Below are 21,995 nucleotides of genomic sequence, written 5' to 3' on the forward strand. Positions count from 1 at the left end.
AGGGGCGCGACGTCACCGAGCCCGAAAGTACAGAATCGAGTCCCACGAATGCTAGGTCGTGTTGACAAAGTGGATTCCCAAATCAGCGGAAGCGTGATTCAAGACTGCCTTTTAGGAGGCAGTCTTGGCGCGCGGCGACCTGACGGATATGGAATGGCGGATCATTGAGGGGCTGTTGCCCAGCGAACGCGGTAGGAAGTCCCGACCCTCGCACGATAATCGGCAGTATCTGAACGGCATGCTGCATGTTCTCCGGGTCGGCTGCCCATGGCGCGACATGCATGAGCGCTACGGGAAGTGGAACTCCGTCTATGTGCGCTTCCGCCGTTGGGCCGAACAGGGCGTTTGGGACGCTCTGCTTGAGACCCTCGTTGAACTGGGGCTGACGGATGACTGGCAGCACATGATCGACAGCACCACGGTTCGCGGCCATTCGCAGGCTGCGGGCGCTAAAGGGGGACTTATCAGGAGGCTTTTGGTCGATCACGCGGCGGCTTTACGACGAAAATCCACGCCCGAGCAGACGGTCAGGGACGCCCTCTTGGCTTCGTCCTGACGGGCGGAGAGGCTTCGGACTATAACGCCGTTCCTGACTTGTTGGCTATACCGGTCGGCAAACCGAGACTGTTCCTTGCAGACAAGGGCTACGACGGTGATTTCCTGCGTGAAGAACTCCTGATCCACGGCATCAGGCCGGTCATTCCGCCGAAGGCCAACCGGAAGAACCCGCCTGCCTGCGACTTCCGGGCCTATAAGGATCGAAACCGCATCGAGCGGATGTTCAACCGCCTCAAGCAGTTCCGTCGCGTCGCGACCCGATACGACAAGACCCGAAAATCCTTCTCAGCATTCCTCGCCCTGGCCGCCGCAAAGATATGGCTGCCATACTTTGTCAACAGGACCTAGATGGGCCCCGCCCTACACCGGGCTCCCGGGCGGTCAGGCGTTTCAGGCGGGTATTGATGGTTAACGCGCTCATGCGTCTTGGTCACGCCACGGAGTGTCATTTCGTCCAGCGGCTTGCTCGCACGTCAGAGCGCACCCTGCCCCTGGTTGCCTCGAGGGTTGCGCTGCTCGCATCTTGAGCGCGAAACGGTCTGTCATCGTGTACAACGACGGGGCACTTTGCCTTAGCAGGCCGCGCTTCTGTATTCGGACAGGCTCAGCGCCGTTGCGGCAATCGGCGTGCCGCTCATGGGCCAACCCCCACTTCAGTCGACGCAAGTTTGTCTCCTGCACGGACATGCCCTCGTTCAACGCTCTATTTTCGGGAGGAGGGTGTAGCCGAACCGGCTTGAAATAGCCCCGCCAGAAGAGCGATGATGGCAAAACAGGCTACCGCCGTTCCGGCTCCATAACCTGCCATCACAATACCGAATACCGGCGCGCCGACGGTTTGGCCGACGGCGATGGTCAGGAATCCGATCGTCAGCCCGATCGCAGGCCGGTCGGGCAAGGCACGCACGCCCCAGATCAGATAGACACCTGTCAGCATCATATAGGCAGCGCCAAAAAGCGCTCCGCCGATCAGCGCAAAAGCGGGGCCTGCGACATTGGACCCGGCTGCGAGGACGCCACCTGCTATGAGCCACAGAAAGGTCCGATGGACCCGATCGAGGCCGAAGCGGGCGACCAGGTGACCGGCCAAGGCGCCGGTGACGCCGCCCGCACCGATTGCGCTCCACAGGGCGGCGGCTCCCGTCAGTCCCCAGTTCAACCTCTGCGATACAAGCTCGCCGCCAAAGGACCAGAGCGCGGTGCTCGCCGCCCCCATCAGGAAAGAGGCGAGGACAAGATGCAGCACAGCGCCAGTCATTGGTGGCAGACCACCCACGCCACTAGCTTTGCGTGCGCATGGCAGCGATAGTGCAGCGGCGATTGCGAAAACCGCGGCAATAAAGGCAAATACACCGAAGGCCAGCCGCCATTGCCCGGAGATTGCCAGGGTAATCGGCGCCGAGAGGACCACGCCGGCACTTGTCCCCGCATTGATGGCGGTGTTGGTTATGTCCTGCCGGTTTTTCCGGACGGCAGCCGCAACGGCCGCAGCCATTGGCGGTGAGGCAAGGCCGGTGCTTGACCCGGCCACCACGACGGCAACGGCCAGAACAAGTGGGTTCGGAGCGAGTGCGATGCCCGCCATGCCGAGAGCGGCAACCACGCCTGCCGCTGTGGCGACCGCACGGGCGCCAATCCACTCGGTTAAGGCGGCGGAGGTGATGATGGCGATGCAGTAGGCGGCAAAAGCGCCACCGGAGATCAGGCCGCTGAGAGCGGGGCCAAGGCTCAGTTCGGCATTGATTTGCGGCAGGAACAGGCCAAGGGCAAAACGGGCAAAGCCATAGCAGACCGCGATCAGACCGAAGCCCACGGCGCCGACAAGAACAGCAGGGTTCATTGACGCGCCGCCTCCAGCAAAACAGCGGCCGCCGACCGGGCAGCGGACACAGCATCATTCCCGCGATAAACCGCGGCATGGGTCGCCCCTTCGAAGAGGATGAGCACCTGATCGGCCAGGGACGGATCGGCGTGGCTAAGCTCGGCGGAGACAATATCGCCAATCCGTTGCCGGAATGCCGCCTTGTGCGCAGCGACCGCCTCATAGATTTCCGGTATGTTACCGCCGGTCTCTGCCAGGGCGCGAAGGAACAGGCAACCCCGCATCCCCTCGCTCCGGATCCAGTCCGCAAGGGCGGTAAAGAGCGCATCCACGCTCTCCACCTTCATCCGGGCCATGAACCGCCGGTCACGTTCCGCAAGCACTCGCGCCATGAGCTGGGCCTTGCTGCCGGCATGTTTGTAGAGCGTCCGGCTCGACATGCCCGCTGCCGCCGTCAGCAGGTCCACCCCGGTCCCCACATAACCATGGCGGTCGAAAAGCTGTTCGGCGGCGACGGTGAGCCTAGTCGTTAGGTCCATGATCATCTTCCTCGTGAAACGGAGGAAGATGTAAAACGTTCGTTTTACTTATTCAAGTCCAGGTAGGCAAAAAGCAATGAAATCAGCGTCCTCATTGCCCCGCCCCGGTACTGCCGCCGGATGTCGCCGCAGCGGTACCGGTGTTCCGCAAGGCGGCACCGAGCGCCGCGCGACCGCTTCCCGCAAGCCAGGACCGGAACGAAAGTAGGTCGGGATTAAGTTCGCGCATGAAGTCGAGGTCGACGTGTTCTGCAAGGGGGCCGTTTTCAAGACTCGATGCCATCTGCGCCAGATCGGCATTGGCGGCCAATACCTCTTCGGGAAACCGGGCATAGGCGATAGGCCTGCCTGCAACCTCGGTGAACGCGTCGGCCAGCTCCTGGCCAGTGACCCTGTCGCCGGCGATTTTCATCGCTACGCCTGCAAACGGGGCCTCGTTCGCGAAAAGCGCAGCGACAATCTTGCCGATATCTTCCACGGCGATGAGCTGCATCGCTTGATCGGGACGGATCAGCGACACGAGCCGCCCTTCCTCCAGTCCGAAACCGGGCCGGACCAGCATTTCCATGAAGATCATCGGCCGGACAATGGTTGCAGTAAGCGGCAGATCACGAATATGGGCCTCGATACGCGGTTTGGCGTCGAAGCGCGGAACGCCGGTCAGTTTCTCTCCCACGCTTGCACCCGAAGAATAGACGAAATGGTCGACCCGGCTCTTTGCGGCAAGGTTGGCGATGGCTTTCCCGTATCGGACCTCGTCTTCCGCCGACAGGGTGCCGGGCAGCACGCTGAACACGCCACGGACGCCCTTCATTGCGGCCTCGATTGTCGCGGTTTCTTCGAATGAACCGCGCATGAGCTCGGCGCCCGCCTGCCGCAAGGCAATCGCGGCCGGTTTGGAAGGATCGGAGACAAAGGCACGGACGGGCCATCCGGCCTTCAGCAATGCCCTGGCAACCGATCCGCCCTGCCGCCCGGTGGCGCCGAAAACCAGAATAAAACGTTGATCATCTGTCATGGGTTACCCTCGCGTTGAACAAGGGCTATCCATATATACGGTATTCGCTAGGCCGGAAGACGGCACATTTCTGAGCCCCAGGCACAAGAATGTAGCTTACGGAGACAATATTGATCGAGAAAACCGAGGATGGCCGCTCCTTCAGGCCATATCCATCCAATGGCATTTGCGCGAAACTGGGCGATAAATGGACCGCGCAGGTGCTTTGGCAGCTGTCGCGCGCCAGCGGACAAAGGCTGCGCTACTCCGCGCTCAAATCCGGGATCGAGGGAATCACCCAGCGTATGCTGACACTGACTCTGCGCAATCTCGAGCGGGATGGTCTGGTGAACCGCCATTCCTTTCACGAGGTGCCGCCACGCGTCGAATATGAATTGACCGATATGGGCGCGGAGTTGTTACGGGCGTTGGAAAGCGTCAACGCCTGGATATGGGATAATCTGCCGCGCGTCGAGGAAAGCAGGCGAAACTACGATCATGCCGTAAGCTGACTATGCGGTTGCAGTCACTCGGATTCGCTGCCCTGCACAGAATTAAGATCGGACATGACGCGTTCCCTTGTCTTCTGCCATAGCTCAAGCAGTTCGCGGCGACGCCGTGGCGGTTTACGTTCCAGCACCCTGATTCCGAACATGCGCTCCGCGCGGAAATGGCGGATGGCATCGCGCCTTTCGCACCAGGCGATCAACAGGCAATGCGTATCGTCATAGCCGAGAAGGATCGGCCAGACGCTACGCTGGCTGACCGTGCCTTCCAGAGAGCGGTAACTGAAGGCCAGCACCCGTCCCCGCCGAAGCGCGTCGCGCACCAATGTCGTATCCGGCCTCTCCTGCGACACGGGATCGAGGGGACGTATGCCCAGTGTCGGCTGCTCCAGCACGAAACGGCTGCATTCAGGCAAGGCAAACCGGATCTTTGACAAGACATCCTGCGCCAGCCGGGCAAGCGCCCGATCGGGATGCCTGGCAACCCATTGCGCGCCAAGCGCAAACGCCTCGGCCTCTTCCGGGCTCAGCGCCAGCGGCGGCATCTCATAGTCGTCAGCCAGCACATATCCAAGACCCGCCTCGCCCTGGATCGGAACCCTCTGGCCAATCAGTTCGGCAATATCCCGGTAGACCGTGCGCCGGGACACTTCGATCTCTGCCGCAATCGCCGCAGCCGTGACCGGCCGCGATGTGCGGCGTAGGATTTGAATGATCTGAAAAAGGCGGTCGGCGCTGCGCATTCTGGACTCCTGTTGCCACAATGCTGGCATCAGCACTCATTCACAAGGCTTCTTCTCCGATCGTCGATCGGTTCCAGACAGGAAACTAAGATAAAACTCGCCTCTCTTCTCCTCACCGCGCAGGACATCAACGGCCTCGTCGCCTTATATGAAATGGTCACGGGTCTGAAGTCCAAATGGCTGGCGCCCGTCTTTGCCGAAATCGTGACGCCAACGGCAGCGCCGACACCGGTGCTTTTTATAGAAGAGACAGCGGAGCCCGCCGTGAACCGCTCCGCCATTATCGAACTGCAGGTTGCCTATCTGGATGCCGAGTTTGACGGGTTGAAAGGACTCGTTGAGGCCGTCCATCCGCCGAAGCTGCTGCCCTGGGGCAACCGAACCGTCCAGCTACGCGAACCGGAAGGAACGCTTATCAGTCTCCGTATGCCGGTAACCGATAAGAGAAAATGCTTGCGGATTAGGAATGTCTTCGGTTTCAGAGTGTGTTGATTTCCACTGAGAGCTGACCCGGCGCAGCCTGATAGGTCAGCTCTCAGTGGAAATCAACACAGAGTGTATCTGCCCGGTCTGACGGTTTGTTTCACGCAGCCCGGATTTCGCGCTCTATTGGGGGTTTCAGGCAATGATGCCCCACCGATTAAACCATCAGCCCTCCCCATGGACGGGAACAGGCGGAAGAACTGCCTGACTGCGCATTTTGCCCGGTGGCTGGCCGGTCGCGCGTTTGAAAGCACGGGCGAAAGCAGCCTGCGATCCATAGCCGAGGCGATCGGCGACAATGCTGATCGGCATGCCATCGCGCGCGATCCACTTCGACGCCTTCTGCATGCGGAGCGCCGTGACATACTTCTGCGGCGAGCTCCCCGTTACCGAAGCGAAACGCTCTGCGAAAGCGGATCGTGAAGCACCCATCATTTGCGCCATCTCCATGACCGTCCAGGCACGTTCTGGATCGCGATGTAATGCGGCAATCACGCGCCCGACACGTGGGTCACGCAACGCCTCGACCCAGCCTCGGGCCTGACCACAACCGCATTCGATCCATCCACGTACGATGGAGGCTGCCACGACATCCGCCAATCGTGCGAGAATGCCCGCAGAACCGGCTCGTGGCTGCGCCATCTCCCGTTCCATTGCCGCAAGCAGTGGCAGGATCTCCGGTTGCCTGTCGAGCAAAGTGGCCACTGGCATGATTGCCGGCATGAGTTCGACCAGCGGATGAAGTGTGTCGAGATCGAATTCGATCTCACCGGTGAAGACATTGGTGTCCGTGGGGCTGCATACTCCATCCGGGCAGGTAAGAACATCATAGACCCCAAGGCAGAGCGGTTCGCTCCGATAGCTGTCGAAATCGCGTGTTTTCTCGCCCTCCGCCGAAACTAGCCGATGCGCCCGTCCAGTTGGGATCAGGACCGCATGGCCACCATGGAGCCAGAGCGCGTCATGGCCGACAACCTCGAGGCGAACATCCCCGCGTGCCACGAAGTGAAATCGTGCTGCTCGCCCGTCGCCAAAATGAATACCGAACGGGGGCGCAAGACGCAGCCGTCCGTAGCGCGCGCCACGCAGCCGCATCCCAATGAGAAGCTCGCTGAGGATATCGGAGCCAGAATGGCCATCAGAAAATTTGGCGTTTCGATCAAACATTCTGGAATTTTTGGCATAGATTGGCCAGCCACTCCACATCTATTTTTTGCGCGAGAAGTGACAACTCAGTGGAATTGCGATGCTATCCAAGGATAGTCAGCTTAGCGAATATCACAGCTCGTCGGCAAGGTCAGCTGCAGTAACCTCTATGGCCGTTGGAGCCTTCGGTCTGGTCGGATCCGAATTCCTGCCAACCAGCCTGCTGACAACAATGGCCGCAGATCTTAACGACAGCGAAGGGGCGGTCGGACAGGCCGTCACGGCAACTGCGGTTCCGGCACTCATCGCGAGCCTGTTGGTAACGTTCTTGACGCGTAACCTCGACCGCAAAAACGTGATCATCTGCTTTTCGCTGCTGCTGATCATCTTAAATGTCATTGTCGCCTTGTCTCCGTCCATTTGGATGGTCTTGGCAGGCCGCGTCTTTCTCGGGCTTGCACTCGGCGGCTTCTGGACGCTCTCCCTCGCCATAACAGGGCGTCTGGTAAGAGAAGAGTATACCGCCCGCGCCTTATCGATCGTGATGTTCGGCATTTCTGCGGCGACAGTTTTAGCACCGCCCGCGGGGAGTTTCTTGGGTGATCTGATCGGCTGGCGAGGTGTCTTTTTAGTGAGCGCCTGTCTTGGAGGGCTCGCCCTCGTCGGCCAGATCGTCGCCCTGCCACGGCTTCCCCCTCAGGGCCCATCACACCTGGTAGTCCTGGTCGCAGTTGCCAGACGGCCCGGAATCGCTGCAGCGCTGGTATCAGTATTGCTGATCTTCACGGGGCATTTCGCTTTCTTCACCTATATCCGGCCATTCCTAGAAATGGTCACGCATCTGGGTGGGGAAGGAATTTCAACGTTTCTTCTCGGGTTTGGCATGGCGACCTTCGCAGCCAACTATCTGGGTGCCTACCTATTCGAAAAGTCTATGCGGCCAAAGCTTGCCGCAATGCCGTGCACTATGGGTATTCTGGCACTTTTTCTTTTAGAATTCGGGCGCAGTTTCATCATCACCGGCCGTCTTTTGACGTTGTGGGGGTCGCTTTAGGAACCGTTCCCGTTGCCTGGTCAGCGTGGTTTTCCCGCGCTGCTCCTGACGAGGCCGAAACCGCGAGCGGGCTTTTTCTTATGGCCGGAGCCTTCGTGGTCACTTTGCGAGTGCCGGGTTTAGCCAGCGAGGCCCCACCAAACAAAGGCCGGGCCGGCACATCACAGCCATAATAAATTGTCCAGAACAGACCTTCGTTCAATTAATCAATCACAGGAGCACAAAGAGTGAAGAACACGATCGCAGCCGCGTTTTTGGTACTCTGTACAATTGGCTCGACAGCTCGTGCCGAAGTCCCTTTGGCTCGGGGGTCGATCATCGCACCCGATGCCACTTTGGAAACTGTATATGCCGACGGTGTCTGGCTGGAAGGGCCAGTCCAGGCACCCGATGGCCACCTCTACTTCAGCGACGTAACGATTTCCTTCTACAGCGGAATGCAGGATGGCTAGATCCTGTCCCTTGACCCGGAAAACGGTAAGACTACGATCCTGCGCAGCCCTTCCGGCATGGCAAACGGGCTGGCGATCGGGCCGGATGGCGCGCTTCTCGTGGCAGCGGGAGCGGATTTTGGCTGCCGATGCGTCATGCGCACCGATGCCCGGACCGGAAAGACAACCATCATTGCGGGCACGTATGAAGGACTTCCCTTCAACGCACCTAACGATCTGGTGGTTACTTCAAACGGAACAATATATTTTAGCGATACGCGCTACTTTGGGCACGAGCCAATTACGCAGCCTGTCTTCGGCATCTACCGGATCTCTCCAAACGGAAAAGTCGATCTGGTCATCACAGACGCAGCAAGCCCGAATGGCTTGGCTCTTTCTCCGGATGAACGCACTCTATATGTCGCCGAGAACGATATCGGAACACATGACATCGGGCTTGATCGGCCGGCGCGCCAGGGGGGGATGGACATCCTTGCCTATAGCTTGGACGACAGTGGCATGCCGCAGAACCGGCGCGTGTTTGTCGCATCAAACGGCGCCCGCGGCGCCGACGGCTTGACCACGGATGCTGCGGGGAATGTCTACGCTACGATCCAGCAGCCGGACCGTCAGGGTATCTATATCTACGCACCCAGCGGCGAGCTTCTCGCGACGATCCCAACGCCGACAATGCCAACCAATGTCGCGTTAGCCGAATCCGGAACAACGACATACCTCTATGTCACCGGCGGCCGCTTTCTCTATCGCATTAAGACGCTCACCCAACTTAGAACGACTGAATACCGGCCATGAAAGATTGGAAGGGCGATGTGACATGGATTTCTCCCAGAGTATGATTCGACGGCCCAAGGTCACGATCAAATAGCCTGTCAACTTAGCATGTCTTTTCCACTATATGCATGTCACCCACGTGCAAGCATAGCAATTACGATCTCCTGCCGTCACCGACCGCGATGCAGCGCAGGATTTGTATGATCTGAGAAAGCCGGTTGGCGCAACACATTCTAGACTCCTGTTGCCACAATGCTGGCAGCAGGATGCATTTACAAGGCTCCGTCTTCGATCATCGATCGAGTAAAAACAGGAGACTAAAATGAAATTCGCCTCTCTTCGCCTCATCGCACGGGACATCAACGGCCTTGTCGCCTTTTATGAAATGGTCACCGGCCTGAAGGCCGACTGGCTGGCACCCGTCTTCGCCGAGATCGTGACCCCTTCCGCAACTATCGCCATAGGCAGCGCGGAGACCGTCGCACTATTCCAGGAAGGGACGGCGGAGCCCGGCGCCAATCGCACCGCCATTATCGAGCTGCAGGTGGCCAATCTGGACGCCGAGTTCGAGCGGCTGAAGGATCTGGCGGAAATTGTCCATTTACCGAAGCTCTTGCCCTGGGGTAACCAGACCTTCCAGATACGCGACCCGGAAGGAACTTTGGTCAGCCTCTACATGCCGGTGACTGAAGCTGCCAAAGCGCGCTTCGGCAACCGCTAATCCAGTTGTCTGTCGCCGTATTCGTTACCTCCGCGCTAGGGCCTGTTTCTCTCATGTTAGGGGGCAGGCAGGCGTTCGCATGCGATGACGTCAGACGATCGGACTGGCAGCAGCAATTGGTCCAGCGTCAACAAACCGAAGCGCTCGACAAAGATCGCTTCGACTTGGTCCATTGTGTTCTTCAGTGCAGCGTTCACCCTACGCTCGACAAGGCAATCGGGATTGTCGGCCCGCATGCCGATTGCAAAGAGAGTTGGTCTTCCAAGCGCCGAATAGACATCAAGCAAAGTGATCTGATCGAGCGACCTGGCGAGCCTCCAGCCACCGCCATGCCCCCTGTCCGACTGTACATGTCCTGCGTTGCGCAATCCCGCCATGGTGCGCCGGAAGACCGCCGGGTTCGTTCCCATACTCCTCGCCAGGAGTTCCGAGGTAACAGGTTCCCTCACCTGCGCCAGGTGCAGCAGGACGTGGAGCACGTCGGAGAGGCGCGTGTCGCGGTTCATGACATGCGCTTTCTGGGGGAGGAGCGCCGCCGCAAGTTTCCACGACTATCTGGAGTGGGAAATTCCACGGTATGATTGCCGCCACCGCCCCTAGCGGCTCTTTGACGGTATAGGTCAGCGTCTCTCCGGGCAACGCGACGGCGCTGGTGGTTCGACCATCGAGCTTGCTCGTCCATCCGGCAGAATATTCGAAGTTCGCGATCGCTCCCGCGACATCGATAGAGCGCGCATCCGATATGGCCTTGCCGACATCGATGGCTTCGAGATGCGCTAGAAAGGCAGCATCGGCCTCCATCGCTTCCGCCAGCCGCAACATGAGCTTTTGGCGCTCGAGAGGCGACAGCCGACCCCATGTTCCATTGAGCGCCTTCCACGAAGAGTGCACCGCCTGATCAACGATCTGCATATCCCCAGCGGCAAGTTCTGTCAGTGTCCTTTGAGTGAAAGGCTCCACGAGATCGATGGGATCCTGACCCGACAGGGTCTCCCGTCCATCTATGAAGTGGCCGATCGGGCGGCTGACGAACGATACCACCTCCGCGGGAACCGAAAATCGCTCGAAATAGTCTTTTACAACTCGATCCATTGGCTTTCCCATCCGATAGCACCCCATCTAACGACGGCATGACGTAACTGAAATGAGAAAATGCCAAACCGACGTTTGACAATGTACCGAGTTATTTCATCGCCCTGGTAGCGGGGCGCCAAGGCTTCGAAGTGTGTCTTTTCACCGACCCCGTTATCCCGCTATCGGTTTGCAATTGAAGGAAATCGAATTTTGGCCGCGCCCCGTTACACGTCGATTGCCCTCTGGCGGTTAGGATCTGCGCGTTTATGATCAAAAAGCGCTTCCCGGTCGATCCGTTCGCCATGCATAGCTATTCTCCCGCACAAATATCAGCACCGTGATCCGGCGCGGTCCCGGTTGCTTAAGAAACGGCCAATCCACGTGTCATGGGTTTCGGCACCCCTATCCCCTCAAATGTGGCGGGACATGCGGTCGATGACAAACGCTAAGATCAATTCCTGTATAAGCTAGGAAAGACTACGTCCTGATCAACCAAGACATTGAACTTGTAGCCCGGCCGGATTTCCAGCGTCGGCTGCACGTTGAGGTTTCGGCTGATGGTTTGTTCGGCTACGCGACCGAAGCTTTCCGCGAAATTCCGCCTTGCCGCATCGGAGGCCGTATCCTGCGTGGCCAGCGTCGAACTTTCGGGTATGGACGCGTCGATCCCGGTTCCGATCAGCGCAATCAGCGCCGCCGAACCAAATGTCCGCCAATAGTGGTTGTTCACCTTGTCGTGGAAGCCACCGTAGCCTTGCGCATCTGTTCCCGCCATGCCTCCGATCTGCAGCGTGGATCCATCAGGGAAGATGATATCCGTCCAGACGACAAGCAAGCGGCTCTGACCGAGCGACACCTTGCTGTCGTAGCGCCCGAAGAGCTTCGTTCCCTGCGGGATCAGCAGGCGATGCCCTGTTGCGCTGTCGTAAACATTCTGACTGACCTGGGCTGTGATACGACCGGGCAGGTCCGAGTTGATGCCTGATATCAGCGTCGCTGGAATGACCGATCCGCGCTTCAGTTCATACGGCGACTGCTGTGGTAAGACACGATTTGGGAGATATCCGAGTTCCTTGAGATCGGCGTTGAAGAAATCCTCCTTGGAGGATTGTCCATTCGGATCGACATTTTGCCCGCCGAGGCCCGTCCGCAACGCGGCTGCATAGAGATCCGAGGTGCCGCCGGTGGTCGTCGATGACGCAGCATTCGTCGTCGTTCCCGCCGAGGTGGCCTGGTCTGCGCTCGCCTCCAGCTTGCTGCGGTCGATGGCGAGTGGTGCGTCATAGGCAGCGTCATTCGCCTGTAGTCGGGCCATGCGCTGACGATGCCGCTCACGCAGATATTGCTCCCTCTGCTCGCGCTCAAGCCGTGCACGCCAGACCTCTTCGTTTTCCAACTCCTGCCCGCGCTGCTGTTCCTCGTTTTGTCCCGGTTGCGGCGTGAAGGGATTGCTTGACTTTTCCTCGGCCTGCTTCGTCTCGACAGATGTCGGCTGAAACGTGGTTTGCTGCTGTGGCTCACCGATGATGCCATCCGTCACACCACGCTTGATCTGGTCGGCGAAGGTTGACGCCGGATTGCCCGAGCTTGTGTCCGGACCGCCGTCCTTGCTGAAATAGAGTCCACGGGACGAGAGCCCATAGAAAATCACGCCAAGGAAAGCGATGACCAGCACGATCACCACGATAATCGGCAGCCGATTGATCCGCTTGATGCCAGATTCCGCTTCGGCATTTGCAGCACTGCCAAGTTGCAAGGATTGGACCATGATGCTTCCCCTTAGCCGCGTCGCATCAGCGAGAGCGCGCTCGCCGGCGCAGCACCGCTTGCCGTAACGGAATAGGCCCGACCGAGCTCGACGCTATCGGTCGAAAGACGCGCCAACACTTGTCCGTCGAAGGGCACGATCACATAGGCGAGTGGGATGATCTTCGTTCCGTCGTCCGTCTTCTGGTCGGTGACGACGGCGTAACCCCAGCCTTTCAGCGCCGCCTCCAGAGCCTGCCCGAAGGGTGAGGTGTCCGCCTTCAGCGCAACCGTCGCCTTGCCGGGTCCGATCTGCTCGGCAAGCCGGCTGACCATATCGCCGGCAATGGCGCTTGCCGCCGGGCCGGAGATCTCGGGTGGTGCGTTGCTCGCTACGAGACCATCGGTCCCGATAGACTGGCATCCGGAGAGGATGGCGAAGGTGCCGGCTGCGGCAAGGGCGCGGATGGGGCGCAACAGGAGATTGTCGGCAAAGGGTCGCATCACCGTCCTCCTCTTCTGATCGTCACCTTCTCCTGTTTCCAGCCAACGCCCGAGACCAGCACCGCGCGATCGACGTGATAATCGACCACCATCATGTCGCCCTTCATCCGGTAGTTGACGATGCGGTTCTGGCCGCCAGATGTGACGAAGAGAACCGGTGCATCCTGGCCGGAGATCGAGCGCGGGAACTGGATGTAGGTTTTCTGGCCATCGGAATAGACCCGTGTCGGCCGCCAGCCGGCTCTGCCTGACACCGAATAGGAGAAGTTGAGCTGCTCGGCAGGAACGCCGGCGCCTGGAATGGTGCTCGCCTCGAGACGGGCATTGATGTCGGCAAGTTTCGCCGAGACATCCTCCGGATACTCGAATCCGACGCGGGCCATGTATTGCGTGGCATGCGACTTGAGCTGGATATGATAGGTCCGCCGCGACGTCGTCACCACCATGGATGTGACGAGACTGGGCTCCGACGGCTTAACGATCAAATGGATTGCCTGACCACCCGCCGCCCCTGACGTGGCCGGTTCGACCTTCCACCGCACGGTATCCCCGACGAGCACATCGCGAACGACCTCGCCGCCCTGAAGCTCGATGTCGCAGACCTGCAGCGGTGAGCAGACGACCGAGGGCTGAACCTCACCATAGAGAAAGATCACCTTGCCGTCGGCTCCCTTGGTCACGAGCCCGCGCGATCCGCGCCACTGGCCGGAGATGCTGACGCCCTTCGCCTCGTTCGCGGTCACGCCATCGGCCGCAAAGACCTCGGGAGGCGCAAGAATGGAGAACGCCAGCGCTGCTGATATGATGGCGCCGGCAGTCAGCATGGCCGAATAGTTCTCAAGACGGATATTCATGTTCGGGCCATGCCTTTCAAAGCTGCGCGGTCCAGTCGAAGTCCCTGACATAGAGACCGATGGGGTTGAGACGGATGACGCCCTCGTCCTGCGGCGGTGTAAGGGTAACCGTGGCGATGCCGCGAAAGCGGCGGGTGGCCGTCTCCTTGCCGCGGCGGTCGCGTTCGAACTCGGTCCAGTCGACCTGATAGGACTGGTTCGACAGAGCGACGATATTGTTGACCTCGATCGCGACGGTAGCAGTCTTCGCCTTCTCGAAGGGCGAATTGGAACGGAACCAGGCATTGACCTTCTCTGTCGCCGGATCCGAGGTCCTGAGGAGGCCGTAGGTTCGGTCGATATATTGCTTTTGCACCACCGCATCCGGCGTCACGCTTCGGAAATTCGAGACGAAGCTGCCGAGCGTGGCGCGCACCACACGCGGGTCGGCATATTCGATCTGCTGTGGGAAGCCGGCACTGGAGGCCGTGCCGAGCTTGTCGACCTCGACGATATAGGGGACGAGCTTGACCTGCGTACTCTGGTAGAGCGCGTAACCGAAGCCGATCACCGCCATGACCATGCCGGTGACGCCAACGATGCGCCACGCCGCGGCCGCCTTCACATAGGAACCATAGCGCTCGTTCCACTCGTTGCGCGCCGCGAGATAGGGATTGGCGATAGGGGAATTCTCTGGCGGATTGCGTCCGGCCATGGGTGATCATCCTCCAGCTACTTGTTCTCGTTGATGGGTGGGGGCGGCGGCGTTGGTCGGCCTGATTGCCGCGTCTGGTCGAGCTTGGCGTTGGCAAGCCCGAGCAGCGATCCGGCATAGGCGCCGGGTGAGGCGATGGCCTTCTCCTTGGCTGCCGATCCGGCAGCCCATCCAGCACTTCCAATGCCGGACGCCATGCCGCGAAGTGCCGCGCCCGCCATCGACGAGCCCCCGGCCCTCGCCGAGCTCGCCGTCTGCGCCCCTTTTGTTGCAGCACTTGCGCCGAGGAACGCCCCGCCGGCTGCGAAGGTGGCGGCCTGGCCGCCATGGCGGATCGCTTCCATGCCGCCGGCGATGGAGGCGCCCTGGACCACGCCCTGCAGGATCGGCGGGACATACATGGCAATGACGAAGACCACGACCGAGATGCCGGCGATCGCAAGCGTGGTGATGAACTGCTCGGAGGTCGCCGTCGGCGCCTCGGCGAGCCCCAGCAGAATGTCGGAGCCGATCTTGGCGATCATTACCAGCGCCATCAGTTTCATGCCGACGGAGAAGGCGTAGACCAGATATTTGACCGCGAAATCCTTGGTGAAGGACGAGCCGCCAAGACCGAGCATGATCATGCCGGCGAGCAGGCCGACATACATCTCGACCATGACGGCGACGAAAATCGCGGCAACCAACGAGAAGGATACGACGACCACGACCATGGCGAAGACCGCGGCGATCGCCAGCGCGTTGTCTTCCCATAAGCCGAACTTCGCCTGTTCCGACATCTTGGTTGCGACCCGGATGCCCGCGTCGAAGATGTTTGCGGGTGATGCCGAGCCGCCGCCGGCGCCGATTTGGTAGAGGCTATCGACCACGGCTTTGGCGAAGGACGGCCCCTGGTCCAGGATGAAGGCGAAGAGGCCGATGAACATGATCCGCCGCACGAGCTCGGCAAACCAGCTGTCGAGCGAGGCGGCGTTGATCGCCAACCATACCGCGGCAATCCCGATCTCGATACCGGCAAGGATCCAGAACAGCGAACGCGCCGCGTTCATCGCCGTTGTCTCCCAGCCTTTCGCGGCGGTTACGACGGAGTTTTCCAGCGTCGTCAGGACCGAACCCTGTTGGGCAAGCGCCGGTGTCGTCGCCAACAGGATGAGGCCGATCGAAATGAACACGAGTTCCAGCTTCCGGGAGGGGTGGACGATCACCATCGCGGTTTCATCTCCTGCCCGCCACGGACGTCGCGATCCGGATCGCCGCTGAAGAATTTTTCGCGATGCTCGCGGCGCTCGGTTTCGGAAGCAGATTGCGTCGCGGCTGCGCCCGATCCGGACACGGGAGCCGGACGCGGCTGGACCACGTTCCAGGTGACGATGCCGGCGCTGAGCGCGACGATCCCCGCCAATACCAGGATGAACAGCAGACGCGGGCTCACCAGCGTGGCTCCATGGTCTGGCCACCACGGATGTCGCGCTCGGTCGCACTGAAAAATTGTTCACGGCGCGCCTGGGCCAGATCCTTTTGAGCCTGCTCGGACTGGAACCATGTGCCCATCATGGCCATCTGCTGGGAGACGAGACCGCGCAGCTTCTGCATCTGCGCGACCTGCTGTGCGGCGATCTGATGCCCGACTTGCAGTGCCTTCATCTGACCATCGGCCGACTCTGACATCGAGCGAAGCGACGACATCGTGCTCTCTTCGCTGGAAAACTGGTCGGCCGTCAGGTTCGCTGCCTTCAGGGTTCCGGCGATCGTGTCGTGATTGGTGTTCGACCAGTTCTGGTAGGTTGTGGAGAAGCTCGCTCCATCAGGCAGATTGCTCTTCATCTCGGCAAAGCTCTGGAAACGCTGCTTCAGCACATCGTCGATATTACCCATCGAGAAGGCGACGCCCTGTCCTTGGGCGACGACGTTTTGCAGGCTCTTCAGGTCGCCTTCGACCTGCCCCCAGATGTGGTTCGGCAATTGCGCCGTGTTCTGCAGGAGATTGTTGTAGATGTTGAGCTGGTTCTGGATCTGCTCGGCAAGCTGGGAGATCTGGGTGATCTGGTTGTTCACCTGCTCCGCGGACTTGCCGACCAACGAGACAAGCTCGGCATTGTTGGCAAGCTGCGTCCACTCTGTCGCCTGCCCGGTGACGCCGCCGGCTTGAGCCGTGACCGGTAGGGTGGCGGAGAGCATAATGGCCGAGATAATTGTGGCGCACGCCACCTTACTTGGCCGGGAAGAATGTTTCGGCATGGGCGATCCCCCTTTGCTGGAGCCAAGGACAAGGCCATGCGGCCCCATGTTCGGAATGCAGGGCGCGGATGCGCTTCAGATCTTCCTTGCCGGATGCCCCGACAAACGAAAGCGCGACGGGCCCGAGCGCCATGTCGAAGAGCCTGCGGCCCTCGGGCGAGACGACGTAGTATTCGCGCTTTGCAAGCGCCGTCGCGACGATCTCGATCTGCCGTTCGTTGAAGCCGATGCGTTCATAGAACTCTCGCGTGCCTGGCTCCCGCGCGGCCCCATTCGGCAGGCAAATCTTGGTCGGGCAACTCTCCTTCAGCACATCGATGATACCGGAGCGTTCGGCGTCCGAAATCGACTGGGTGGCAAGCACCACACCGCAATTGGCCTTGCGCAGCACCTTCAGCCATTCGCGAATCTTGTCCCGAAACACCGGGTGGCCGAGCATCAGCCAGGCCTCGTCGAGAATGATGAGGCTAGGGTAGCCCGTCAGGCGTTTCTCGATGCGGCGGAACAGGTAGGTGAGGACGGGCACGAGATTGCGTTCGCCCATGTTCATCAGTTCCTCGATCTCGAAGCACTGAAAGGCGCTGAGTGCCAGACCGTCCTCCTCGGCATCGAGAAGCTGCCCCATGGGGCCATCGACGGTGTAGTGGTGCAGCGCGTCCTTGATCTCGCGCATCTGCACGCCCGACACGAAGTCGGAAAGCGAACGGCCTCGCGATTCCGCCATCAGCCCGATCTGCCGGGAGATGGCGTTGCGATAGTCCGGGGTGATGGTCACACCCTGCAGTGCCACCAGGGTCTCGACCCATTCCGACGCCCAGGCGCGGTCGCCATCGGTCGAAAGCTCGGCAAGCGGGCAGAAAGCCAGCGCCCTCCCCTTCCCTTCCGGATGAATATCGCCGCCGATCTGGTAGTGATCGCCATCAATGCCAAGCGTCAGCGGCAGCATCGAGCCGCCCTTGTCGAAGGCGAAGACCTGCGCGTCTGGATAACGCCGGAACTGCGCGGCGATCAGCGCCAGCAGGGTCGACTTGCCGGAGCCGGTCGGCCCGAAGATCAGCGTGTGCCCGACGTCGTCGACATGCAGGTTCAGCCGGAACGGCGTCGAGCCGCTGGCAACCTGCATCAGCGGCGGTGAGCCCGGCGGATAGAACGGGCAAGGCGCCGTCGGGCTTCCCGACCAAACGGAGTTCAGCGGAATGAGGTCGGCGAGATTGCGGGTGTTGATCAGCGGCTCGCGGATATTGGCATAGGAGACGCCCGGCAGGCTGCCGAGAAAGGCGTCGGTCGTATTCAGTGTCTCGATCCGTGCGCCAAAACCTTCCGCCTGGATCAGCCGGCGGACCGCCTCGCATTTCTCCTGCAAGCGGGGCTGCAACTCGTCGAAAATGACGATGACCGGTGTATAGTAGCCATAGGCGACGAGTTGCGAAGAGGCTTCGGCAATCGCATCCTCGGTCTCCGTCACCATCATCATGGCGTCCTGATCGACTGAGCGGCTCTGTGTCTGGAAGAGCTGATCGAAGAAGGGCCTGACTTTCTGCTGCCACTTCTTGCGGGTGCGTTCCAGCTTTGCCCGCGCCTCCTCGGCATCGAGGAAAACGAAACGCGACGACCAACGATAGGTGAGCGGCATCAGGTCGAGGCTGTTCAGGATACCCGGCCAGCTCTCGGCCGGCAGGCCGTCGATCGCCACGAGACCGAGAAAACGATTCTCCACCAGCGGCGTCAGGCCATGCTGCAACTCGGCCGTCACCAGCCAGTCGAGATACATCGGGATCTCGGGTAGGCGGACCGGATGGTTCTCGCCGGTGATGCAGAAGCGGATGAACTGGAAGAGCTCGTCATAACGGGCAACCCGGAAGCCACCACGCTCTGACGTCTCCCGCGTCACCATCCGGCGAATCGAGACGACATTAGCGAGATATTGCTCGACCTCGCGGATCGAGGTCAGAAACGTCTCCAGGGCCTTGTCGGCATAGGTAGCCGATCGGCTAACCGTATCCGAATAGACATAGCGAGTCAGGCCGGAGCGCCGCGGCTCCGGCGGCCGCCATGTCAGGATCATTGCGTGCCGGCTCTCGAAATGCCCCCTCTCCTTCTGGAAATGCGCTCGCCGTTCGGCGTCGATCGCCCGCGTGACCGGATCGGGGAAGTGGCAATCGGTATCGACCGGATAATCATCCGTCGGCACGCGAACCGCCTCGACCTGAATCATCCATCCGGAGCCGAGCCGAGACAGGATCGCGTTGATCTGCCGCGACACCTCGTTGCGTTCGGCGTCGGTCGAGCTCTCGCTGTCCGGTCCGGCGAAATACCAGCCGGCCATCAGCGAACCGTCCTTGAGCAGGATCACGCCGTTGTCGACCAGGCCGGCATAGGGCACCAGATCGGCAAAGGACGGACCAGAATGACGGAATGACTTGACGGCAACCATCGAGAACCCTCAGAACTTGCGCCAGGGCGAGGACGTTGCGCGATAGAACGCCTTGTAGGAGATATGGCGGACATAGACCCGCCGCATCAAAGGATCGGCCTTTGCCATCATGCGCAGTGCCGCGACAGCGATCAGCCAGATCGCGAGGCCGAAGAGCGCTGCGTACCAGGTCAGCACAACGAAGATCAGGATGATGGCGGCAAGTGCCGTCAGCAGCACCAGCTCGCGGTCGGCGCCCATCAGCAGGTTCGGACGCGATAGCGCCCTGTGTACAGGCGAGCGGGAAAGGTTGGAGCCGGGCTCAGCCATGCGCTCCCTCCCCTTCTCTTGAAGGTTCGCGCGGCGGCGTAGCGATGTCGGTCGCTGACGGTGTGTCGGCCGCCCCGATCGACGCACCGGTCGCGCCGAACAAGGCGACGATCTGTGTTGAGCCAAGCAGGACCCCGCCGACAAGGGCGATGAAGCAAAGCCGCCGCGCGAAATCATTCAGTTCGCCACCGAAGATCAGCATGCCGCCGGCGATGGCAACGGCTGCCAGGGCAATAAAGCCGGCGACGGGTCCGGTGATCGATTGCTGGATCTGCTGCAGCGGCGACTCCCATGGCAGGCCGCCGCCGCCCGAGGAGGCCAGTGCCGGTTCTGCGAGGGTTAAAGCGATGGTGGCGAGGCCCAGGGTGGCGAGATTTATCCTTGTCTCATGCGGCATGGCTGTCCTCATCAATCTGGGCGTAGTGTTCGGTCCGGTAGCGGGCATTGCTGAACCCCTCGACATGGATCACGTCCCGGACCCGTCTGCCCTTCCCTGTTCGTTCGATGGAAACGACGAGATCAACGGCCTCGCCGATGACTTCCTGCATGGGCTGCTGGCTCGCTTCCGCGGTCAGTTGCTCCAGCCGGCGCAGGGCCGACATCGCCGTGTTGGAATGGATGGTGGTGACGCCGCCCGGATGGCCGGTGTTCCATGCCTTGAGCAGAGTGAGTGCGGCGCCGTCGCGGACCTCGCCGACAATGATGCGGTCCGGTCGCAAACGCATGGTGCTTTTCAGGAGCCGGGCCATATCGACCGTCTCGGTGGTATGCAGGCACAAGGCGTTTTCCGCCGCGCACTGGATCTCGGCGGTGTCTTCCAGGATGACCATGCGATCGTCCGGCGCCGTCGCGACGATCTCGGCGATGACGGCATTGGCGAGTGTCGTCTTGCCGGACCCGGTTCCGCCGGAAATGACGATGTTCATGCGCGACGCGATCGCGCTGCGCAGCACAGAGGCCTGTGCCTCCGTCATGACTTTCGACTTGACGTATTCGTCGAGCGGGATCAGCCGCGACGCCCGTCTCCGGATCGTGAAGGCAGGCGCCGATACCACCGGCGGAAGCAGGCCCTCGAACCGATGTCCGCCGATCGGCAGTTCGCCGGAGATGATCGGCTGCTCGTCGTCAGCTTCCGACTGCAGCGCATGGGCGACACTGCCGATGACGACTTCGGCGGTGGCGGCACTCATCGCCCCGGCGGGGGCAACACCGTGCCCCAGCCGTTCGATGAACAGCCTTCCATCGGGATTGAGCATGATCTCGACGACCGTTGCATCGTCGAGTGCGACGCAGAGCTGGTCGCCGAGTGCGTCCTGGAGTTTGCGGACGAGACGAGGATGGGAACGGAGCTGGGTCACGCCGCGCTCCTCAAAGGACCTGCGCCATCGTGCTCGATGGTCGAACGGTAACCTGGCGGGCAAACCGTGTCGAAGCTGGCGCGATCAGCCGGCAGGCTGCCCGCAACGGCTGTGGTATTGCCAATGGCCACGGGATCGCCGAGACGGCTCATCGGCCATCCCGCACGCTTCAGGATGCGCTCGAAGCGAAGATCAGTGGCGGTGACGATCTCGCTGTAACCGTTTGCCATCGACCATTCGATGATGCCGGCGAACATGGTGAGCGTCGCCTGATGGAGGCTCCCTCCCCTCCCCGCTTGAAGCGACGTGTCGACGCAGAAGCGTGAGCTCTCGACCATTGCGGCATGGGGGTCGAGCGAACCGCGCTCCAGCAGTTGCGGGAATATCTGCTCCAGCATCGTCGGGCCAGATGCAGGCAGCAGGCGCGCGCAGCCGACGACTTTCTGGTCGGCGGAGATCGCCAAGATGTAGGTTGGCTGGAGATCATCGTACTGATCCCGCTCACCCTGGTCCGTAATCGTGACATCCCATTCCAGGCGGTCGCCAAACACGGCGGCCCGAAGACGGTGCATCTGGTTCAGGTAGTTGTGGTTGCTTGCGTAGTGGTCGGCCGAGACGCTCAGAATCTGCATTGTGATCTCCGCATGAACTGGTCAGGCGAAGGAAAATCATCTCGTGCTGCGTGTGGCTATGTGCAGATTTGCATCCGGTGATTCTACCGAATCGGCGGTATAGCTCTCGAAAATCGGGCGGAAGGCGGAGTCTAAAATGTTGATAAGAGGTGCAGATCTGCATTTCCTACACCCCGCTGCGAACAACGGGAGGCAGGCTAACTACAAGATAATGATTGATGAATCCGCTTTCGGCTTAACTGGGGCAAAAGCGCGTTAACCTTTCGTTAACCAAAAACGCCTTGCAACCAAACACGCATTCAGTAATCGTCACGGAAAAATGGCATTACATGCCGATTAACCGTGACAAGAGATTCCACC

Annotated in this window: 25 protein-coding genes and 1 pseudogene; 7 read left to right on the plus strand and 19 right to left on the minus strand. The window is 60.5% G+C overall.

Features of this window, described 5'->3' with window-relative positions:
• Positions 1 to 124: 124 nt before the first annotated feature.
• Positions 125 to 906, plus strand: a protein-coding gene (locus K0P03_RS33370; protein ID WP_272791966.1) for an IS5 family transposase whose coding sequence is annotated in 2 segments (ribosomal slippage) — positions 125 to 455 and positions 455 to 906 — 783 coding nt in all. Because the reading frame shifts where the segments join, the coding sequence is not laid out codon by codon here.
• 355 nt (positions 907 to 1,261) lie between these two features.
• Here K0P03_RS33370 and K0P03_RS33375 read toward each other — a convergent pair.
• The 3 genes from K0P03_RS33375 to K0P03_RS33385 form a co-directional block, all read right to left on the minus strand.
• On the minus strand, positions 1,262 to 2,398 hold the full coding sequence (locus tag K0P03_RS33375) for an MFS transporter (RefSeq protein ID WP_272791967.1): 1,137 nt from the start codon (positions 2,396 to 2,398) through the stop codon (positions 1,262 to 1,264).
• The gene (locus tag K0P03_RS33380; protein ID WP_272791968.1) at positions 2,395 to 2,919 is read right to left on the minus strand and encodes a TetR/AcrR family transcriptional regulator; all 525 of its coding nucleotides are present in this window, start codon (positions 2,917 to 2,919) and stop codon (positions 2,395 to 2,397) included. The genes K0P03_RS33375 and K0P03_RS33380 overlap by 4 nt, the downstream gene beginning before the upstream one ends.
• Before the next feature lie 91 nt (positions 2,920 to 3,010).
• Positions 3,011 to 3,937: an NmrA/HSCARG family protein gene (locus K0P03_RS33385; protein WP_272791969.1), complete on the minus strand. Its 927-nt coding sequence runs from the start codon at positions 3,935 to 3,937 to the stop codon at positions 3,011 to 3,013.
• Positions 3,938 to 4,047: 110 nt separating this feature from the next.
• Here K0P03_RS33385 and K0P03_RS33390 point away from each other — a divergent pair, with 110 nt between their 5' ends.
• Positions 4,048 to 4,428 (plus strand): winged helix-turn-helix transcriptional regulator, encoded by a 381-nt coding sequence (locus tag K0P03_RS33390; RefSeq protein WP_272791970.1) that lies wholly within the window; start codon positions 4,048 to 4,050, stop codon positions 4,426 to 4,428.
• A gap of 14 nt (positions 4,429 to 4,442) precedes the next feature.
• Here K0P03_RS33390 and K0P03_RS33395 read toward each other — a convergent pair whose 3' ends face one another.
• Positions 4,443 to 5,165: a helix-turn-helix transcriptional regulator gene (locus K0P03_RS33395; RefSeq protein WP_272791971.1), complete on the minus strand. Its 723-nt coding sequence runs from the start codon at positions 5,163 to 5,165 to the stop codon at positions 4,443 to 4,445.
• 90 nt (positions 5,166 to 5,255) lie between these two features.
• Here K0P03_RS33395 and K0P03_RS33400 point away from each other — a divergent pair, with 90 nt between their 5' ends.
• Positions 5,256 to 5,657, plus strand: a complete 402-nt coding sequence (locus K0P03_RS33400; protein ID WP_272791994.1) for a VOC family protein — start codon at positions 5,256 to 5,258, stop codon at positions 5,655 to 5,657.
• 156 nt (positions 5,658 to 5,813) lie between these two features.
• Here the strand turns inward: K0P03_RS33400 and K0P03_RS33405 are convergent, their stop codons facing one another.
• A complete protein-coding gene (locus K0P03_RS33405; protein WP_272791972.1) occupies positions 5,814 to 6,854 on the minus strand; it encodes an AraC family transcriptional regulator in 1,041 nt (346 codons plus the stop codon).
• A 40-nt stretch (positions 6,855 to 6,894) separates the two neighbouring features.
• Between K0P03_RS33405 and K0P03_RS33410 the strand changes: the two genes are divergently transcribed.
• The 4 genes from K0P03_RS33410 to K0P03_RS33425 all read left to right on the plus strand — a co-directional run bounded on the left by K0P03_RS33410 (position 6,895) and on the right by K0P03_RS33425 (position 9,792).
• Complete coding sequence (locus tag K0P03_RS33410; protein WP_272791973.1) at positions 6,895 to 7,848, plus strand: MFS transporter; 954 nt, start codon at positions 6,895 to 6,897, stop codon at positions 7,846 to 7,848.
• Between the two features lie 227 nt (positions 7,849 to 8,075).
• Positions 8,076 to 8,300: a hypothetical protein gene (locus K0P03_RS33415; protein ID WP_272791974.1), complete on the plus strand. Its 225-nt coding sequence runs from the start codon at positions 8,076 to 8,078 to the stop codon at positions 8,298 to 8,300.
• A gap of 3 nt (positions 8,301 to 8,303) precedes the next feature.
• Complete coding sequence (locus tag K0P03_RS33420) at positions 8,304 to 9,092, plus strand: SMP-30/gluconolactonase/LRE family protein (protein WP_272791995.1); 789 nt, start codon at positions 8,304 to 8,306, stop codon at positions 9,090 to 9,092.
• Positions 9,093 to 9,393: 301 nt separating this feature from the next.
• Positions 9,394 to 9,792: a VOC family protein gene (locus tag K0P03_RS33425; protein ID WP_272791975.1), complete on the plus strand. Its 399-nt coding sequence runs from the start codon at positions 9,394 to 9,396 to the stop codon at positions 9,790 to 9,792.
• A gap of 56 nt (positions 9,793 to 9,848) precedes the next feature.
• On the opposite strand, the gene K0P03_RS33430 is transcribed toward K0P03_RS33425, so the two are convergent.
• The 14 genes and pseudogenes from K0P03_RS33430 to traI all read right to left on the minus strand — a co-directional run bounded on the left by K0P03_RS33430 (position 9,849) and on the right by traI (position 21,635).
• On the minus strand, positions 9,849 to 10,298 hold the full coding sequence (locus K0P03_RS33430; RefSeq protein WP_272791976.1) for an Rrf2 family transcriptional regulator: 450 nt from the start codon (positions 10,296 to 10,298) through the stop codon (positions 9,849 to 9,851).
• Between the two features lie 43 nt (positions 10,299 to 10,341).
• A pseudogene (locus tag K0P03_RS35740) lies at positions 10,342 to 10,911 on the minus strand (aldehyde dehydrogenase family protein); the annotation flags it as partial.
• A gap of 406 nt (positions 10,912 to 11,317) precedes the next feature.
• Positions 11,318 to 12,634: an IncP-type conjugal transfer protein TrbI gene (gene trbI, locus K0P03_RS33435; protein WP_272791977.1), complete on the minus strand. Its 1,317-nt coding sequence runs from the start codon at positions 12,632 to 12,634 to the stop codon at positions 11,318 to 11,320.
• Positions 12,635 to 12,645: 11 nt separating this feature from the next.
• On the minus strand, positions 12,646 to 13,116 hold the full coding sequence (trbH, locus tag K0P03_RS33440) for a conjugal transfer protein TrbH (RefSeq protein ID WP_272791978.1): 471 nt from the start codon (positions 13,114 to 13,116) through the stop codon (positions 12,646 to 12,648).
• On the minus strand, positions 13,116 to 13,970 hold the full coding sequence (trbG, locus tag K0P03_RS33445; protein ID WP_272791979.1) for a P-type conjugative transfer protein TrbG: 855 nt from the start codon (positions 13,968 to 13,970) through the stop codon (positions 13,116 to 13,118). Before trbG ends, trbH begins: the two co-directional genes overlap by 1 nt.
• Positions 13,971 to 13,986: 16 nt before the next feature.
• A complete protein-coding gene (locus tag K0P03_RS33450) occupies positions 13,987 to 14,664 on the minus strand; it encodes a conjugal transfer protein TrbF (RefSeq protein WP_272791980.1) in 678 nt (225 codons plus the stop codon).
• A 17-nt stretch (positions 14,665 to 14,681) separates the two neighbouring features.
• Positions 14,682 to 15,872 (minus strand): P-type conjugative transfer protein TrbL, encoded by a 1,191-nt coding sequence (trbL, locus tag K0P03_RS33455; RefSeq protein WP_272791981.1) that lies wholly within the window; start codon positions 15,870 to 15,872, stop codon positions 14,682 to 14,684.
• Entirely contained in the window at positions 15,866 to 16,096 is a 231-nt protein-coding gene (trbK, locus tag K0P03_RS33460; RefSeq protein WP_272791982.1) for an entry exclusion protein TrbK, read from the minus strand. Before trbK ends, trbL begins: the two co-directional genes overlap by 7 nt.
• Complete coding sequence (gene trbJ, locus K0P03_RS33465; protein ID WP_272791983.1) at positions 16,093 to 16,902, minus strand: P-type conjugative transfer protein TrbJ; 810 nt, start codon at positions 16,900 to 16,902, stop codon at positions 16,093 to 16,095. The genes trbK and trbJ overlap by 4 nt, the downstream gene beginning before the upstream one ends.
• A complete protein-coding gene (locus K0P03_RS33470; RefSeq protein WP_272791984.1) occupies positions 16,874 to 19,336 on the minus strand; it encodes a conjugal transfer protein TrbE in 2,463 nt (820 codons plus the stop codon). The genes trbJ and K0P03_RS33470 overlap by 29 nt, the downstream gene beginning before the upstream one ends.
• Positions 19,337 to 19,345: 9 nt before the next feature.
• The gene (locus K0P03_RS33475) at positions 19,346 to 19,645 is read right to left on the minus strand and encodes a conjugal transfer protein TrbD (RefSeq protein ID WP_272791985.1); all 300 of its coding nucleotides are present in this window, start codon (positions 19,643 to 19,645) and stop codon (positions 19,346 to 19,348) included.
• Positions 19,638 to 20,042, minus strand: a complete 405-nt coding sequence (gene trbC, locus K0P03_RS33480; protein WP_272791986.1) for a conjugal transfer pilin TrbC — start codon at positions 20,040 to 20,042, stop codon at positions 19,638 to 19,640. The genes K0P03_RS33475 and trbC overlap by 8 nt, the downstream gene beginning before the upstream one ends.
• Positions 20,032 to 21,003, minus strand: a complete 972-nt coding sequence (gene trbB / locus K0P03_RS33485; protein WP_272791987.1) for a P-type conjugative transfer ATPase TrbB — start codon at positions 21,001 to 21,003, stop codon at positions 20,032 to 20,034. Before trbB ends, trbC begins: the two co-directional genes overlap by 11 nt.
• On the minus strand, positions 21,000 to 21,635 hold the full coding sequence (traI, locus tag K0P03_RS33490; RefSeq protein WP_272791988.1) for an acyl-homoserine-lactone synthase TraI: 636 nt from the start codon (positions 21,633 to 21,635) through the stop codon (positions 21,000 to 21,002). The genes trbB and traI overlap by 4 nt, the downstream gene beginning before the upstream one ends.
• Positions 21,636 to 21,995: the final 360 nt, after the last annotated feature.

Source organism: Shinella sp. HY16 (assembly GCF_028534175.1).
In the GTDB taxonomy this organism is placed as follows: domain Bacteria; phylum Pseudomonadota; class Alphaproteobacteria; order Rhizobiales; family Rhizobiaceae; genus Shinella.